Origin of the sequence: Hamadaea sp. (assembly GCF_013362815.1) — a bacterium.
Lineage (GTDB): Bacteria > Actinomycetota > Actinomycetes > Mycobacteriales > Micromonosporaceae > Hamadaea.
This window is the reverse complement of sequence record NZ_JABFVK010000014.1, coordinates 85,867-101,996: the sequence shown is the minus strand read 5'-3', so window position 1 is coordinate 101,996 and position 16,130 is coordinate 85,867. Positions and strand designations below refer to the sequence as shown.

Here is a 16,130-nt window from a genome sequence, read left to right as displayed (position 1 = left end):
GGATCGGTCGCGTCAACCGGCTATTCGACCGGGGCGGCGGCGGTCGGAGCGGTGTTGACCCGCGACCGCACGAACTCCTCGACGTGCTGGACGGCCTCGGGGATCGGTACGCCGTTGCGCTGCGACCCGTCGCGGAAGCGGAACGAGACGGTGCCGTCGGCCACGTCCTGATCGCCCGCGATCACCATGAACGGGATCTTCTGCCCCTGCGCGTTGCGGATCTTCTTCTGCATCCGGTCGTCCGAGGCGTCGACCTCGGCCCGCAGTCCGCGCGCCTTCAGCTGAGCCGCGAAGTCGCGCAGGTACGCGACATGGTCCGGGCCGTCGCCCGAATCGGATCGGATCGGGATGCCGATCACCTGCACCGGAGCGAGCCAAGCGGGGAACGCACCGGCGTAGTGCTCGGTGAGCACGCCGAAGAAGCGCTCGATCGAGCCGAACAGCGCGCGATGGATCATGACGGGGCGCTGACGGGTGCCGTCGGCGGCCTGATACTCCAACCCGAACCGGGCCGGCTGGTTGAAGTCGACCTGGATCGTCGACATCTGCCAGGTACGCCCGATGGCGTCGCGGGCCTGCACGCTGATCTTGGGGCCGTAGAACGCCGCGCCACCCGGGTCGGGCACGAGCTCCAGGCCGGAGTTGCGCGCGGCGGTCTCCAGCGCGGCGGTCGCCTCCGCCCAGTCCTCGTCGGCCCCGATGAACTTCGGCGAGTCGTCGCGAGTGGACAGTTCCAGGTAGAAGTCGTCGAGCCCGTAGTCGCGGAGCAGGTTCAGCACGAACTCCAGCAGCGTCGTGAGCTCGCCCGGCATCTGCTCCTTGGTGCAGTAGATGTGCGAGTCGTCCTGGGTCAGGCCGCGTACGCGGGTCAAGCCGTGGACCACGCCGGACTTCTCGTACCGATACACCGTGCCGAACTCGAAGAAGCGCAGCGGAAGCTCCCGGTAGGACCGCCCGCGCGCCGAGAAGATCAGGTTGTGCATCGGGCAGTTCATGGCCTTGAGGTAGTACTCCGCGCCTTCGAGCTGCATCGGCGGGAACATCGTGTCCGCGTAGTACGGCAGGTGGCCGGAGGTCTCGAACAGCTGCGCCTTGGTGATGTGCGGCGTGTTCACGAACTCGTAGCCGGACTCCTCGTGGCGCTTGCGCGAGTAGGCCTCCAGCTCGCGGCGGATGATGCCGCCCTTCGGGTGGAAGACCGCGAGCCCCGACCCGATCTCGTCCGGGAAGGAGAACAGGTCCAGGTCCGCGCCGATCTTGCGGTGATCGCGCTTGGCCGCCTCTTCCAAGAAGGTGAGGTACGCCTTGAGCGCGTCCCGGGTCGGCCAAGCGGTGCCGTAGATCCGCTGGAGCTGCGGGTTCTTCTCGTCGCCCCGCCAGTACGCCGCCGCACTGCGCATGATCTTGAACGCGGCGATCAGGCGGGTGCTGGGCAGGTGCGGACCCCGGCACAGATCGCCCCAGCAACGGTCGCCCGACTTGGGATCGAAGTTCTCGTAGATCGTCAGCTCGCCGCCGCCGACCTCCATGACGTCGGGGTCCACATCGCCCTTGACGTCGACGAGTTCGAGCTTGAACGGCTCGTCCTTCAGCTCCGACTTGGCCTGCTCCAGCGAGTCGAACCGGCGGCGCTTGAAGATCTGGCCCTGCTTGATGATCTCCTGCGCCCGGGTCTCGATCTTGGCCAGGTCCTCGGGGTGGAACGGCTTGGGCACCTGGAAGTCGTAGTAGAAGCCGTTTTCGATGGGCGGGCCGATGCCGAGCTTGGCCTCGGGGAAGACGTCTTGCACCGCCTGCGCCACGACATGCGCGGTGGAGTGCCGCAGCACGTTCAGGCCGTCCGGCGAGTCGATCGGGACCGCCTGCACCTCGACGTCGGTGGCCGGGGTCCAGTCCAGGTCTCGCAGGGTGCCCTCGGCGTCGCGGACGACGACGATCGCCTTCGGGCCGTGCACCGGCAGTCCGGCGGCGGCCACCGCGGCGGCGGCCGTCGTCCCGGCGGCCACGGTGACGACGGCGTCTCCGGTCTGGCCGGCGGCGGGTGCGGGCGCTGCGCTCACGGTGTGCTCCTCGAGTAGTTTCGGACGCTCGTCAGACCGGACATTCCGGCCCGGGTCATGCTATCGCCACGCTGTCTCGGCCCACCCGTGGGCCGCGCCCGCCGCCCCGTCCGGCCGCGCGCAGTGAGGTGTGCCACGCGGCGAGCACGATTGTCAGGTCCTTCACAGGTTGACCCGTCATGGTCGAGGTCATGGAGGACACGACTCGCCGCCCTCAGCTGAGCCGTCGACGCCTGATGGGCATCCTCGCCGGCGGCATCGCAGCGTCCGCGGTCGGCGGCGTCGGCATCTTCAGCGCGCAGTCCGGCGGCAACGCCGCCAGCCCGTCCCCGGCCGCGACCAGCTCGTCCGCGACTCCCACACCGTCGTCGTCGAGCGCCGCCACCGCGGCCGCTCCGGCGAAGAAGACCACGCCCGTCGTCCGGGTCCAGACCGACGAGGACACCTGGTACGCCTGGCAGTGGGTGAATCTGACCACCGGCGACAGCTACGGCTCCGCGAACGCCGCCAAGCAGACGAACAACACCGAGTCCATGATCAAAGCCTGGATCGGGACCGACTATCTGGCCGGCGTCGAAGCGTCGGGCAAGCCGCTGAGCGACGCCGACAAGGCGCTGATCACCAAGATGATCAAGAACTCCGACGACTCCGCGGCGCAGACGCTCTACCTGCGCCGGGGCGCAGACAAGGTCATCCAGCGGGCGATCGACGAATGCGGGCTCAGCGGCACCTCGATCACCGAGTCCTGGTGGTCCAAGACGCAGATCACCGCGCTCGACGCCACCCGGATGATGCGGGAGATCCTCGACCGGGCCAAGACCTCCGAGCTGGTGGCCTGGCTCGTCGACGACCTCATGCGCAACGTCTCGCCCGGCAACGCCTTCGGCATCGCCGAGGTGCTCGGCGAAGTCGACCCGCAGGCCGACCCGGCGATCAAGAACGGCTGGACCGACCACGCCCGTACCGGCCTGTGGAACCTCAACTGCCTGGCCGAGTGGACCTCGACCGCCGGCGGCGAGCAGATCGTCCTCGCAATCCTCACCCGTTACCCGGTCGGCTACGGGCAGGCGTACGGGGAGAAGGTGTGCCGGGAGGTCACCAGCCAGCTGCTGGAGCAACTGACCGTCCAAGCGTGACGCCGCACGTGTGGCATACAGTCTCGCCATGATCTGGTGGGTGCTGCTGGCCGTCGCTCTCGTCGCCGCCGTCGTGATCGTCACGCGTCTTGTCACTCGGCCGGAGAAGCGGCCGCAGCGGCCCGTCAAGCCGAGCCGCGGCCCGAAACCCGCCCCACCCAAGCGAAGCACCACTCCGGCGGGCGGCCCGCAACCAGGTGAGATCTGGTGGGCTGATGTGCCCTATGAGGACGGAACCGGCCACAAAGTACGCCCGTGCCTGGTTCTCCGGGGCGGCGCCCGGGACCGCGAGGTACTCAAGATCACCAGCCAGGACCAGTCGGACCGCAACGATCACGTCGTAATCCCGACGCGTACCTGGGATCCGGACGCGGATCACGACAGCTGGCTGGACCTGACCGGCCCGATCCGGGTGCCGCTGGGCGGCTTCCAGGACCGGGCCGGGACGCTCGACGCCAAGATCTGGCAGAAGGTACGCCGCCTACACGGCGTCTGAGTACGCCTCGATCTCGGCTAGCAGCGCGGACTTCTCCGCGTCCGACGCGAACGACTGGCGTACCGCCGCCCGGGCGAGGTCGGAGACTCCCCGCTCGTCGAGACCGAGCAGGTCGGCGGCGACGGCGTACTCCTTGTTGAGCCAGGTCGAGAACATGGGCGGGTCGTCGGTGTTGATGCTCACCGGCACCCCGGCCGCGACGAGCTGTGGCAACGGGTGTTCGTCGAGCGAGGCGACGGCCCGGGTGCAGACGTTCGACGTGGGGCACACCTCCAGCGGAATCCCGTGCTCGGCCAGGTACGCGACGAGCTCCGGGTCCTGCACTGCGCGGATGCCGTGCCCGATGCGCTCCGCGCCGAGCTCGTGGATGGCATCCCACATGCTCTGCGCGTCACTCGTCTCCCCCGCGTGCGGGACCGAGTGCAGTCCGGCCGCGCGCGCGGCGTCGAAGTAGGGCTTGAACTGCGGCCGGGGCACGCCGATCTCCGGTCCGCCGAGGCCGAAGCTGATCAGCCCGTCCGGACGCTGGTCCAGGGCGATCCGCAGGGTGTTCTCGGCCGCCTCCAGCCCGGCCTCGCCGGGGATGTCGAACACCCAGCGCAATTGGAGTCCCAGGTCACGGGCGGCCATCAGCCGGACGTCCTCGATCGCCTCGCAGAACGCCTCGGCGGGGATCCCGCGCCGGACGCTCGACCACGGCGTGACAGTCAGCTCGGCGTACCGGACGTTCTGGCCGGCCAGGTCGGCGGCGATCCCGGCGGTCAGCGTACGCACGTCCTCGGCGTCCCGGATCAGGTCGACGACACTGAGATAGACCTGCACGAAGTGGGCGAAGTCGGTGAAGGTGAAGTACTCGGCCAGCTTGTCGGGATCGGCCGGCACCGGTGAAGTGCCCTCATGCCGGGCGGCCAGCGCGGCGACGGTCTGCGGCGACGCTGAGCCGACATGGTGCACGTGCAGCTCGGCCTTGGGTAGACCGGCGATGAACTCCTGCATCGAGTGATCATAGGCGGCGGGCCGAGCCGAGCCGGGCAGCGCCGTCACCGCTTGCGCCCGACGACGAAGATCCGGCGGAACGGGAACGCCACGACTCCGTGCCGCACCGGGTACGCCTTGGCCAACCGGTCGGCCAGCTGATCGCGGAACCGCGCCCAGTCCTGCGGCCGGTCGGCGAGTGCGGCCTTGGCCGGGCGCAACGCGGTGCCCTCCATCCAGGCGAGCACCGGATGCGGCGTACTGGAGGAAGCGGGCAGCAGATGCAGGTACGTCGTCTCCCACGCGTCGACGTCACAGCCCGCTTCGAGCAGGTCTCCGGCGTACTCGGCGGGGTCCCAGCCCGCTCCGGAGTCGCGCAGCCCGGCGATCTGCCCGGCCCACTCGGGGCTGGCCGCCAGCTCGCGCAGCAGCTGATGCGACGGCGCGTCGAAGTTGCCCGGCACCTGGAAGGCGAGCCAAGTGCCCGGGCGTACGCCGTCGGCCCAGCCGCGCACCAGCTGCCGATGGCCGGGCACCCACTGGAGCAGCGCGTTGGCGACGATCAGGTCCACGTCGGCGGGCGGGGTCCAGGTGGACACGTCGCCGACGGCGAACCCGACCCGTCCCGTACGCGCTTCCGGCAGCTCAGCGGCCGAGTCGATCATGTCGGCTGACGAGTCGATGCCCTCGATCCGGGCGTCCGGCCAGCGCTCGGCCAGCGAAGCCGTCAAGTTGCCAGGACCGCAGCCAAGGTCCACGATGTGGGCAGGCGCTTCAGCCCCAACACGTGCCAGAAGATCATAAAATGGGCGAGACCGTTCGTCTCCATACCGCTGATACACCTTGGGGTCCCACATCGTGCACGCTCCCACGCAGTATTCAGAAAACCGTACGTCCGTCTTGTTAAACGATAACCGAGGTCACGAGGGCCTCACGAGTGGGTTTCCGAATCGTTACGAAGCCCGCTACGGCCCGCCTCTAGACGTAAACCGACGGTAAGGGATTGCATGATCCGATCAGGTCGTGCAAGAACCCAGCAGGGTGAGAAGGAGATGTCCATGGCATCAGCCAGGCGGCGTTCATTCGTGGCGCTCGTCGCGGCGGCCGGGCTCACGCTCGGCGGCGGACTCGCGGCGTGCAGCTCCGGCGAGAAGTCCAGCGACAATCTAGACAAGCCGGAATGTGCGGCATTCAAGGACTACACAGGGATCGCCGGAAAGACCGTCAGCGTCTACACGTCGATCCGCGACGCCGAAGCCGACCTGCTCCAGCAGTCCTGGAAGCAGTGGGCCGACTGCACCGGCGTCAAGATCGACTATGAGGGCAACGGCGACTTCGAAGCCCAGCTCCAGGTACGCGTACAGGGTGGCAACGCGCCCGACATCGCGTTCATCCCGCAGCCCGGTCTGCTGGAGAAGCTCGCCAAGGCGGGCAACCTGAAGCCAGCCGGCGACAAGACCCAGACGATGGCCAAGCAGAACTACTCGGCCGACTGGCTGAAGTACGCGACGGTGGACGGCAAGCTCTACGGCGCGCCGCTGGGCTCGAACGTGAAGTCGTTCGTCTGGTACTCGCCGAAGATGTTCAAGGACAAGGGCTGGACCATCCCCACCTCGTGGGACGAGCTGATCTCGCTGAGCGACAAGATCGCCGCCACGGGTATCAAGCCGTGGTGCGCGGGCATCGAGTCCGGCAGCGCGACCGGCTGGCCGGCCACCGACTGGATCGAGGACGTCCTCCTGCGTGACCAGGGTCCGGACGTCTACGACCAGTGGGTGTCGCACAGCATCCCGTTCAACGACCCGAAGATCGCCTCGGCGGTCGACAAGGTCGGCTCGATCCTGAAGAACGACAAGTACGTCAACGGCGGCCTCGGCGGCGTGAAGTCCATCGCGACCACCTCGTTCCAGGCCGGCGGTACGCCGATCACGCAGGGCAAGTGCGCGCTGCACCGGCAGGCGTCGTTCTACGCCAACCAGTGGCCGCAGGGCACGAAGGTCGGCGAGGACGGCGACGTCTTCGCGTTCTACTTCCCGGCGGTCGACCCGTCGAAGAAGCCGGTGCTGGGCGCGGGCGAGTTCACCGCGGTCTTCGACGACCGGCCCGAGGTACAGGCCTTCCAGACCTACCTGGCCAGCGCCGACCACGCGAACTCGCGGGCGAAGCTGGGCAACTGGGTCTCCGCGAACAAGGGCCTGGACATCGCGAACGTCGCCAACCCGATCGACAAGAAGTCGGTCGAGATCCTGAAGGACTCCTCGACGGTCTTCCGCTTCGACGGCTCGGACCTCATGCCGGCCGCGGTCGGCGCGGGTTCGTTCTGGAAGGGCATGACCGACTGGATCAACGGCAAGAGCACCAAGGACACGCTGGACTACATCGAGAACAGCTGGCCCAAGTGATCCTGGGGCCGCGGCGCCCGCCGTGGCCGTGACGACATCGACACCAGCCGGAGCTCCGTCCCCCTCGGAGGGGGCTCCGGCCGCCCACCGGCCCCGTAGGGCACACCGGGAGATCAGATGGATTTCAGCAACGAACCTCCGAAACTCTTAGAGCTGCTCTATGGCGTCATCGCCTTCCTGGCCGTGGTCGGCGTGCTGTTGTTCGTCCTCGACAAGCTGCCGATGCGCAAGGAACGCTGGATCGCGCTGACCTTCCTGTTCCCGGCCGGCGCGCTGCTCACCATAGGCCTGGTCATCCCGGCGATCCGGACGTTCATCCTCTCGTTCACCAAGCCGGACATCGCCCACCCCGGCACCAACAAGTTCGCCGGGTTCGAGAACTACATCTGGATGTTCACCGAACCCGAGTCCCGGCACACCCTGTTGAACACGCTGCTCTGGGTGCTGCTGGTCCCGACCGTGTCGACCGCGGTCGGACTGATCTACTCCGTACTCGTGGACCGCTCGCGCGGTGAGGCCTTCGCCAAGTCGCTGATCTTCATGCCGATGGCGATCTCGTTCGTCGGCGCGGGCATCATCTGGAAGTTCATCTACGAGTACCGGCCCGAAGACGAGAAGCAGCTCGGCCTGCTCAATCAGCTCGTCGTGTGGCTCGGCGGCACCCCGCAGCAGTGGCTGCTCAAGGGACCCTGGAACACACTGTTCCTGATCGTCGTGCTGATCTGGATCCAAGCCGGCTTCGCGATGGTCGTGCTGTCCGCGGCCATCAAGGCCATCCCGGCCGAGATCGTCGAGGCGGCCCGATTGGACGGTGTGACGCCGTGGCAGATGTTCTGGCGGGTCACCGTGCCCAGCATCCGCCCGGCCCTCATCGTCGTGCTGGTCACCATCACGATCGCGACCCTCAAGGTCTTCGACATCGTCCGCGCGATGACCGGCGGCAACTTCGGGACCAGCGTCCTGGCGTACGACATGTACAACTGGGCGTTCCCGTTCGACAACACCGGACGAGGCTCGACGCTGGCCGTCTTCCTCTTCCTGCTCGTCACGCCGATCGTGATCTACCAGATCCGCAACCTCCGCCAGCAGAGGGAGATCCGATGACCGTCGTACCGCCAGCCGTCGTCACCGGCGAAACCGAGGTCGCGCCCGGCGGGGTCGCCAAGCGCGTCGGCAAGAGGCTGACCAGCCGCACGGCCACCGTCGTCTCGATCCTCATTGCTCTGCTGTGGACGGTCCCGACGTTCGGCCTGTTCATCTCCTCGTTCCGCCCGGAGAACGACATCAAGGGCGACGGGTGGTGGAACTTCTTCACCAACCCCAGCTTCACCCTGGAGAACTACCAGGAGGTGTTGTTCGGCACGTCCAACGTCAACGGGCGGCTGGCCAGCTACTTCATCAACTCCATCGTGATCACCATTCCCTCGGTGCTGTTCCCGGTCTTCTTCTGCAGCCTCGCGGCGTACGCCCTGGCCTGGTTGAACTTCAAGGGGCGGGACTGGATCTACATCGGCATCTTCGCGTTGCAGATCGTGCCGCTGCAGATGGCGCTCGTGCCGCTGCTGAGCTTCTTCAGCCGGGGCGTCAGCCTTGGCGGCGTCACGATCCTGCCCGCGTGGGACCTGCAGGGGCCGGACAAGTTCATCCAGGTCTGGTTCGCCCACACCTGCTTCGCCCTGCCCCTCGGCATCTTCCTGCTGCACAACTTCATGGCCGACCTGCCGCGCGACCTGATCGAGGCGGCCAAGGTCGACGGGGCCAGCCATCCGAAGATCTTCCGCAGCGTGGTGCTGCCGCTGATCGTCCCGGCACTGGCGAGCTTCGCGATCTTCCAGTTCCTCTGGGTCTGGAACGACCTGCTCGTCGCGCTGATCTTCGCCGGGGGCAATCAGCGCACCGCGCCGCTGACCGTCCGCCTGGCCGAGATGGCGGGTACGCGCGGCAACGAATGGCAGCGCCTCACCTCGGGCGCGTTCATCTCGATCGTGATCCCGCTGATCGTGTTCCTGTCGTTGCAGCGCTACTTCGTCCGCGGCCTGCTCGCGGGCTCCGTCAAGGGCTGACCTACCGGCCCTGTCCCGCTCCCAGCCGAGGGGCGGGACAGGGTGTCAGACCCAGCCGAGAGTCCGCTGCACCGCTTTACGCCACTGGGTCAGCTCCTTTTCGCGTACCCCTGAGGTCATCGCGGGAGTCCAGCGGGCCGAGACCGTCCACTGTGCCCGGAGGGTCGCGAGGTCGGGCCAATACCCCACCGCGAGCCCCGCGCCGTACGCCGCGCCGAGGCTGGTCGTCTCCGCGACCGCGGGCCGGACCACCTCCACGTCGAGCACGTCGGACTGGAACTGCATGAGCAGGTTGTTGGCGGTCATGCCACCGTCGACCCGCAGTTGCGCGAGGCCGTCGCCCTCCCAGTCCTGGAGCATCGCGTCGACGACCTCGCGGGTCTGCCAGGCGGTGGCCTCGAGCACGGCGCGGGCGATGTGGCCCTTGGTGACGTAGCCGGTGAGTCCCGCGAGGACCCCACGCGCGTCCGAGCGCCAGTGCGGCGCGAAGAGGCCGGCGAAGGCCGGGACCAGATAGCAGCCGCCGTTGTCGGGCACGCTCGCCGCGAGCGTCTCGATCTCGTCGGCGGACCGGATGAGGCCGAGGTTGTCGCGCAGCCATTGCACCAGCGAGCCGGTGACTGCGATCGACCCTTCCAGCGCGTACGCGGCCGGCCCGGTGCCGATCTGATAGCCGACCGTCGTGAGCAGCCCATGGGTCGAGGCGACCGGCCGGGTGCCGGTGTTGAGCAGCAGGAAGCTGCCGGTGCCGTAGGTGCATTTCGCCTCGCCGGGCGAGAAGCAGGTCTGGCCGAACAGGGCCGCCTGCTGATCGCCGAGCGCCGCCGCCACCGGTACGCCCGCCAGTTCCCCCCGGGCCTCGCCGTAGACCTCGACGGACGGGCGGATCTCGGGGAGCATCGCGCGCGGGATGCCCATCGCCTTGACGATGTCGTCGTCCCAGTCGAGCGTCGCGAGATTCATCAGCAGCGTACGGCTGGCGTTGGTGACGTCGGTCAGATGACGGCCGCCCTTCGGGCCGCCGGTCAGATTCCAGATGAGCCAGGAGTCGACCGTGCCGAAGAGCACCTCCCCCGCCTCGGCGCGCGCCCGTAGTCCGGGCACGTGATCGAGCAGCCAGCGCAGCTTCGGCCCGGCGAAGTACGTCGCCAGCGGCAGCCCGGTCTGCGCCCGGAACACCTCCGGCTCGCCGAATTCGCGCAGCAGAGTGTCCGTACGCGTGTCCTGCCAGACGATCGCGTTGTGCACCGGACGGCCGGTCTGCTTGTCCCAGACGACGGTCGTCTCGCGTTGGTTCGTGATCCCGACGGCGTCGAGGTCCGACCGGGTCAGCCCGGCGCGGTCCAATGCGCCGCTGACGACCCGGCGTACGTTGGCCCAGATCTCCTCCGGATCGTGCTCGACCCAGCCCGGCTGCGGGAAGATCTGCTCGTGCTCGTGCTGGTCGACGGCGACGACCTGCCCCTCGGCGTCGAAGACGATGCACCGGGACGAGGTTGTGCCCTGATCGATGGCTGCGACATACCGCACGCGATGAGGTTAGTGCACCCAACCCCTTGGGCGCTGGATCAGGGTTCTCGGTCGTATTTCGCCCAAGATTCGGCCCAGAACCCTGATCCAGCACCTAAGCACTCGCGCCAAACCGAAAAGCGCCGTGGACAAGGAGCGTGACGCGTGCCATAGTTCTAGGTCACACGACTGGGTCAGTTGACCCACTACGGAGGAAGTGCCGTATGCCCAGGATGGCGGTGACCGAGCGGCGAGCCGCGCTGATCCAGGCGGCGCTGCGCGTGATCGCCGCCGACGGGGTGGCGGCCGCAACGACTCGTGCGATCACCGCCGAGGCGGGCATGTCGCTGGCCAGCTTCCACTACGCCTTCCGGTCCCGGGACGAACTGATCGCCGAGCTCATCCCGTACGTCGTGGAGCACGAGAGCCTGGCGGCGGAGCAGACCCTCGCGCCCGGGCGCGACCTGCGGGAGACGATCAAACGAGGCCTGGAAGGCTTCGTCGAGTTGGTCGCCGCCGACCCCGCCCGGGAACAGGCGATGTTCGAACTCTCCCTGTACGCGCTGCGTACGGAGGAACTGCGGGAAGCCGCAAAGGCCCAGTACGCGAGTTACTACAAGGCGGCCGAAGGGATCGTGGCAGCGGCCGCTCAGCTGACCGGGCGTACCTGGAGCCGCCCGGCGAGCGAGATCGCCCGGATCGTCGTCACCCTGACCGACGGGCTCACCCTCGGCTGGCTGGTTCATCGCGACCGCGCGGCCACTCAGCCGATCATCGACTTCGCCGCGGACGCGATCGCCGCGCTCGCGGACCCTCTCGACACTTCGGAGCCGGCATGAGCGAAATGCTCGCCGAAAGACCCGCTGCCTTCGCCGAACCCGCCAAGCCGGTCACCGGCCGCTGGGTCGGCCTGTTCGGCCTGGCCTGGCTGGGCATCTGGATGGCTCAGCTGACGCCCGTCCAATTGCTGCTGCCCGAGCAGGTCGAGGCGCAACGCCCGGCCTCCGACTGGGTCGGCAGCGTCATGGCGTTCGGCGTCATCTCCGGCGTCGCCGGGTTGTTCGCCCTGGTCGCGTACCCGTTGACCGGGGCGCTCTCCGACCGCACGACGTCACGGTTCGGCCGTCGCCGTCCGTGGATCGCCATCGGCACGCTGCTGTTCGCGGTGTCGCTGGTGGTTCTCGGCACGCAAACCGGCGTCGTCGCGGTCGGCATCTGGTGGACGCTCGCGCTCATCGGCTTCTGCGTGCTCACGGCCGCGCTGACCGCGACCATCTCCGACCAAGTGCCCGTGGGCCAGCGCGGCTTCGTCTCCGGCTGGATCTCCGCACCGCAGGCCATCGGCACGATCCTCGGCCTGCTGCTGGTCACGACCATCTTCACGGGCCGGGTCCGGGGCTATACGACCGTCGCCGTCTTGCTCGTCGCGCTGGTCCTTCCTTTTCTCCTTGGTACGCCTGACGCAGCGCTCCGCCAGAGTGACAAGCAACGCTTCAGCCTGCGCGGCTTGCTCGCCGGCTTCTGGGTTTCCCCGAAGCAGCATCCCGATTTCGGCTGGACCCTCCTCAGCCGGATTCTGGTGAACCTCGGCAACGCATTCGGCACCACGCTCCTGCTGTACTTCCTGAAGTACCACGTGCACGCGGCCGATCCGGACGGCTCCCTGCTGCTGCTTTCGGTGATCTACATGTTCTTCGTGATCGCCGCCTCGCTCTACCTGGGCCGGTTGTCCGACCGCCTGGGCCGCCGCAAGATCTTCGTGATCACGGCGTCGGCCAGCCAGGCCCTGGCCGCCATCCTGCTGGCCGTCTTCCCGAACCTGACCGTCGCCACCGTGGGGGCCGGGCTGCTGGGGCTCGGTTACGGCTGTTTCCTGTCCGTCGACCAGGCCCTGGCGACGCAGGTGCTGCCCGACCCGGCGACGCACGGCAAGGACCTCGGCATCATGAACATCGCGACGACCGTGCCGCAGGCGGTCGCTCCGCTGGTCGGCGCGGCCATCGTCGCGTACGCGGGCGGGTTCGGGGTGCTCTACCTCATCGCCGGGCTCACCTCGCTCGTCGGCGCCCTCTGCGTCGCACCCGTGAAAGGCGTCAAATGATCGACCTGTCGTTGCCCGCAGCGCACCTGCCCGTGGGCTGGGCGGAGGTCGACAAGGCGACCGCCGAGTTGGACCCTCCTTTTGGGACTGTCCATCTGGGAGCGCTGCGGCACAACGCACAGGACATGGTCCGCCGCGCTGGGCATACTCCTATTCGGGTGGCGAGCAAGAGCATCCGCAGCCGTGAGCTGATCGCGAGCCTGCTGGCCCTGCCGCAGTATCGGGGCGTGCTCGCTTACACGCTGCCGGAGGCGATGTGGCTGGCGGGCACCATCGAGGACGTGGTCGTCGGCTATCCCACGGCGGACCGCGCGGCGCTCGCGGAGCTGGCGGTGTCGCCGGAACTGGCCACGCGCGTGACTTTGATGGTCGACTCGGTGGAGCAGCTGGACTTCATCGACTCCGTCGTGCCGCACCGTGAACCGTTCCGGGTATGCATGGAGCTCGACTCGTCCTACCGATCGCGCCTGTTGGGGCACGTCGGCGTTTGGCGGTCGCCCATCCGGCAGGCGCCCGAGGCGGCCGCCCTGGCCCGCGAGATCGTCCGGCGGCCCGGCTTCACCCTCGTCGGGATGATGGGCTACGAGGCGCAGATCGCCGGGCTGGGAAACGCGCCGCGCGGCAAGCCGCTCATGGGCCGTCTACTGCGGACCGTCCAGAAGCGATCGATGGCGGAGCTGATCGAACGGCGGACCGCCGCCGTCGCCGCCGTCCGCGAGCTGGCCGAGCTGGAGTTCGTCAACGGCGGCGGCACCGGAAGCCTGGAGGCGACCGCGTCCGACCCGTCCGTCACCGAGGTGACCGCCGGATCTGGGCTGCTCGGTCCGCATCTGTTCGACAATTACGCGCACTTCACGCCGGCCCCGGCCGCCGCGTTCGCCCTGAGCGTCGTACGCCGTCCCGCCCCGGACCGGGTGACGTTGCTCGGCGGCGGCTGGATCGCGTCGGGCCCGCCCGGACCGGATCGGCTGCCCCAGATCGTGTGGCCGACCGGGCTGTCCTATGTGGCCCGGGAAGCGGCCGGCGAGGTGCAGACGCCGGTAGTCGGTGCGGCCGCTCGCTCACTGCGGGTCGGCGACCGGGTCTGGCTGCGGCATACCAAGGCCGGCGAGATCTGCGAACACGTCGACGAGTTGTACATCGTGGACGGACAGACGGTCGTGGGCTCGGTGCCGACGTATCGCGGCGAAGGAAAGGTGTTCCTGTGACTTGGCACAACTGGGGTCGGTCGGAGTCCGCCAACCCTGTCCGCGTCGTCACTCCGGCGTCGCCGGACGAGGTGGCCACCGCGATCGCCGACGCCCGCCGGGACGGGCTGACGGTCAAGCCGATCGGCGCGGGACACAGCTTCACCGGGATCGCCGTCGCTGACGGCGTACAGCTGAACTTGTCCCGGCTCAGCGGTCTCCTGGGGGTCGATCCGGAGCTTCAGCAGGTCACCCTCGCCGCCGGTACGCATCTGCACGAGGTTCCGGCGTTGCTGGCCCCGCACGGGCTGGCGATGCAGAACCTCGGCGACATCGACGCCCAGACGATCGCCGGAGCCACCTCGACCGGTACGCACGGCACCGGCGCGGCGTTCGGCGGGCTCGCGACCCAGATCGTGGCGGTCACCCTCGTCACCGCGACCGGGGAGACCCTGCGGATCGACTCCTCGCACGAACTGTTCAGTGCCGCCCGCCTCGGGCTCGGTGCTCTCGGCGTACTCGTGGACATCACGGTGCAATGCGTACCGGCGTTCAAGCTCTCGGCGGTCGAGCAGCCCGAGCCGCTGGCGGGCGTACTCGAGTCGTTTCTGGAGCGCTCGGCCGCACCCGATCACTTCGAGTTCTACTGGTTCCCGCATACGACGACCGCGTTGACGAAGACCAACACCCGTCTGCCCGCGTCCTCGGAGAGCGCGCCGCTGGGCGGATTCAAGCGGTGGGTCGACGACGAGTTCATGTCCAACACCGTCTTCTCCTGGGTCTGCGGCGTCGGCCGGGCCCTCCCGGCGGCGATTCCGTCGATCAACCGGCTGGCCTCGCACCTGACCGGCGACCGCACCTTCACCGACGTCTCGACCTCGGTCTTCACCACCGTCCGCCGCGTCCGCTTCCGCGAGATGGAGTACGCCCTCCCGGTCGAGGCGATCCCGCACGCCGTCCGGGAGATCGAGGAGCTGATCGCCCGCAAGAACTGGCGGATCTCCTTCCCCCTCGAAGTACGCGTCGCCGCTCCCGACGACATCTGGCTGTCGACGGCGTACGGGCGCCGGACCGGATACATCGCGGTCCACCGCTACTACAAGGAAGACCACCACGAGTACTTCCGGGCGGTCGAGCAGATCTTCCGTACGCACGGCGGCCGGCCGCACTGGGGCAAGATCCACTACCGGGACTCGTCCGACTTCGCGTCGCTGTACCCGCGGTTCGGCGACTTCCTCGCGGCCCGGGAGAAACTCGACCCCGACCGGGTGTTCGCCAACGCCTACCTGTCCCGCGTCCTCGGCCCCTGACCTTCCGGCTTTCGCTTTTCGGCTGCAGATCACGGTTACGCATGCTTCCCGAGGCCGGTTTGGCCTGCGTAACCGTGATTTGCAGGCAACCCGCCCAGCCGGGCTCGGCGCGCGCCGCGCTCCCGCCTTCAGCGCTGGATCAGGGATCCGGGTCGAATCTTGGACCATGATTCGGCCGTGATCCCTGATCCAGCGCCAACGGGCGGGTCGCCCAGGGCCGCCCACGGGCGCGCAGCGGGGGGGGCGCGCAGGGCGGGGCGCGCAGCGGGCGGTGTGAGGTGTCAGGCGGACGGGCGATGCGCGGCGGCGTGCCGAGCCGCCTTGGCCCGGTTCCCGCACACGGCCATGACGCACCACCGCCGCCGTCCCCGCGGATCGTGGAACAGCCAACCGCAGCCGATCCCGGCGCAGGCGCGTACTTCGTGGCTGTGGGGCGAGGCGAGCAACTGCGCGGCCCGGTGGACGATCGCACGCAACGGGCGCTCCGCGTCGTCCCCGTAATCCCAGTCGGCCACCGAGTCGGTCCCAGCGTGCAGGCCGGGGCCGTAGTCGCGGACATATCGCGACAGCAACGCCCAGTCGGCGTCGCCGTCGGTCAGCGCGAGGTAGTACGCCCGGCGGAACTCCAGGACGCGGTCCAGCACCCGCTCTCCCTCGGCGGCGTCGGCGGTCGCCAGATCGGGCAGCAATCCCGCATGGCGAGCCCACACCGCGACATGCTGGTAGCTGTGCAGGTATTCGTGGGTCTCTTCACCGCCGGACCAGGCCGCGCGGGTGTTGCAGATCTCGAGCGCCACGTCTCCGGCGACGATGGCGGGCATCCGCAGACCGTCGACCATGACAGGCATTGCTCTACCCCTTAGTCAACCACTAACCTCTAAAACGTACTCT

14 protein-coding genes are annotated in these 16,130 nt (G+C 68.4%); 9 read left to right on the top strand and 5 right to left on the bottom strand.

What is annotated here, in order from left to right:
- Positions 1–20 precede the first annotated feature (20 nt).
- Positions 21–2,060, bottom strand: coding sequence for a threonine--tRNA ligase (gene thrS, locus HOV77_RS08395; RefSeq protein WP_290859923.1), 2,040 nt, complete (start codon positions 2,058–2,060; stop codon positions 21–23).
- A gap of 191 nt (positions 2,061–2,251) precedes the next feature.
- On the opposite strand from thrS, the gene HOV77_RS08390 reads away from it, so the two are divergent.
- Both HOV77_RS08390 and HOV77_RS08385 read left to right on the top strand, forming a co-directional pair.
- Positions 2,252–3,196, top strand: a complete 945-nt coding sequence (locus tag HOV77_RS08390) for a serine hydrolase (RefSeq protein ID WP_290859921.1) — start codon at positions 2,252–2,254, stop codon at positions 3,194–3,196.
- 28 nt (positions 3,197–3,224) lie between these two features.
- Complete coding sequence (locus HOV77_RS08385) at positions 3,225–3,692, top strand: type II toxin-antitoxin system PemK/MazF family toxin (RefSeq protein WP_290859919.1); 468 nt, start codon at positions 3,225–3,227, stop codon at positions 3,690–3,692.
- Here HOV77_RS08385 and HOV77_RS08380 read toward each other — a convergent pair.
- Both HOV77_RS08380 and HOV77_RS08375 read right to left on the bottom strand, forming a co-directional pair.
- Positions 3,678–4,688 (bottom strand): adenosine deaminase, encoded by a 1,011-nt coding sequence (locus tag HOV77_RS08380; protein ID WP_290859917.1) that lies wholly within the window; start codon positions 4,686–4,688, stop codon positions 3,678–3,680. The two genes, HOV77_RS08385 and HOV77_RS08380, sit on opposite strands and share 15 nt — an antisense overlap.
- A 44-nt stretch (positions 4,689–4,732) precedes the next feature.
- Positions 4,733–5,524, bottom strand: a complete 792-nt coding sequence (locus HOV77_RS08375) for a trans-aconitate 2-methyltransferase (RefSeq protein ID WP_290859915.1) — start codon at positions 5,522–5,524, stop codon at positions 4,733–4,735.
- Between the two features lie 201 nt (positions 5,525–5,725).
- On the opposite strand from HOV77_RS08375, the gene HOV77_RS08370 reads away from it, so the two are divergent.
- From HOV77_RS08370 to HOV77_RS08360, 3 genes are all read left to right on the top strand, one after another.
- Complete coding sequence (locus tag HOV77_RS08370; protein ID WP_290859912.1) at positions 5,726–7,069, top strand: ABC transporter substrate-binding protein; 1,344 nt, start codon at positions 5,726–5,728, stop codon at positions 7,067–7,069.
- A 117-nt stretch (positions 7,070–7,186) separates the two neighbouring features.
- The gene (locus HOV77_RS08365) at positions 7,187–8,173 is read left to right on the top strand and encodes a sugar ABC transporter permease (RefSeq protein ID WP_290859910.1); all 987 of its coding nucleotides are present in this window, start codon (positions 7,187–7,189) and stop codon (positions 8,171–8,173) included.
- Positions 8,170–9,132 carry a carbohydrate ABC transporter permease gene (locus HOV77_RS08360; RefSeq protein WP_290859905.1) on the top strand — a complete coding sequence of 321 codons (963 nt, stop codon included), beginning with the start codon at positions 8,170–8,172 and terminating at the stop codon, positions 9,130–9,132. The genes HOV77_RS08365 and HOV77_RS08360 overlap by 4 nt, the downstream gene beginning before the upstream one ends.
- Before the next feature lie 45 nt (positions 9,133–9,177).
- Here the strand turns inward: HOV77_RS08360 and glpK are convergent, their stop codons facing one another.
- The gene (glpK, locus tag HOV77_RS08355) at positions 9,178–10,662 is read right to left on the bottom strand and encodes a glycerol kinase GlpK (RefSeq protein ID WP_290859899.1); all 1,485 of its coding nucleotides are present in this window, start codon (positions 10,660–10,662) and stop codon (positions 9,178–9,180) included.
- 203 nt (positions 10,663–10,865) lie between these two features.
- Between glpK and HOV77_RS08350 the strand changes: the two genes are divergently transcribed.
- From HOV77_RS08350 to HOV77_RS08335, 4 genes are read left to right on the top strand one after another with little or no spacing between them, the layout of a single operon-like run.
- Positions 10,866–11,480 (top strand): TetR family transcriptional regulator, encoded by a 615-nt coding sequence (locus HOV77_RS08350; protein WP_290859897.1) that lies wholly within the window; start codon positions 10,866–10,868, stop codon positions 11,478–11,480.
- Complete coding sequence (locus HOV77_RS08345; protein WP_290859895.1) at positions 11,477–12,742, top strand: MFS transporter; 1,266 nt, start codon at positions 11,477–11,479, stop codon at positions 12,740–12,742. Before HOV77_RS08350 ends, HOV77_RS08345 begins: the two co-directional genes overlap by 4 nt.
- Positions 12,739–13,950 (top strand): amino acid deaminase/aldolase, encoded by a 1,212-nt coding sequence (locus tag HOV77_RS08340; protein WP_290859893.1) that lies wholly within the window; start codon positions 12,739–12,741, stop codon positions 13,948–13,950. The genes HOV77_RS08345 and HOV77_RS08340 overlap by 4 nt, the downstream gene beginning before the upstream one ends.
- Positions 13,947–15,239, top strand: a complete 1,293-nt coding sequence (locus tag HOV77_RS08335) for a D-arabinono-1,4-lactone oxidase (RefSeq protein ID WP_290859891.1) — start codon at positions 13,947–13,949, stop codon at positions 15,237–15,239. The genes HOV77_RS08340 and HOV77_RS08335 overlap by 4 nt, the downstream gene beginning before the upstream one ends.
- Before the next feature lie 281 nt (positions 15,240–15,520).
- On the opposite strand, the gene HOV77_RS08330 is transcribed toward HOV77_RS08335, so the two are convergent.
- Positions 15,521–16,087 (bottom strand): CGNR zinc finger domain-containing protein, encoded by a 567-nt coding sequence (locus tag HOV77_RS08330; protein WP_290859889.1) that lies wholly within the window; start codon positions 16,085–16,087, stop codon positions 15,521–15,523.
- Positions 16,088–16,130 lie beyond the last annotated feature (43 nt).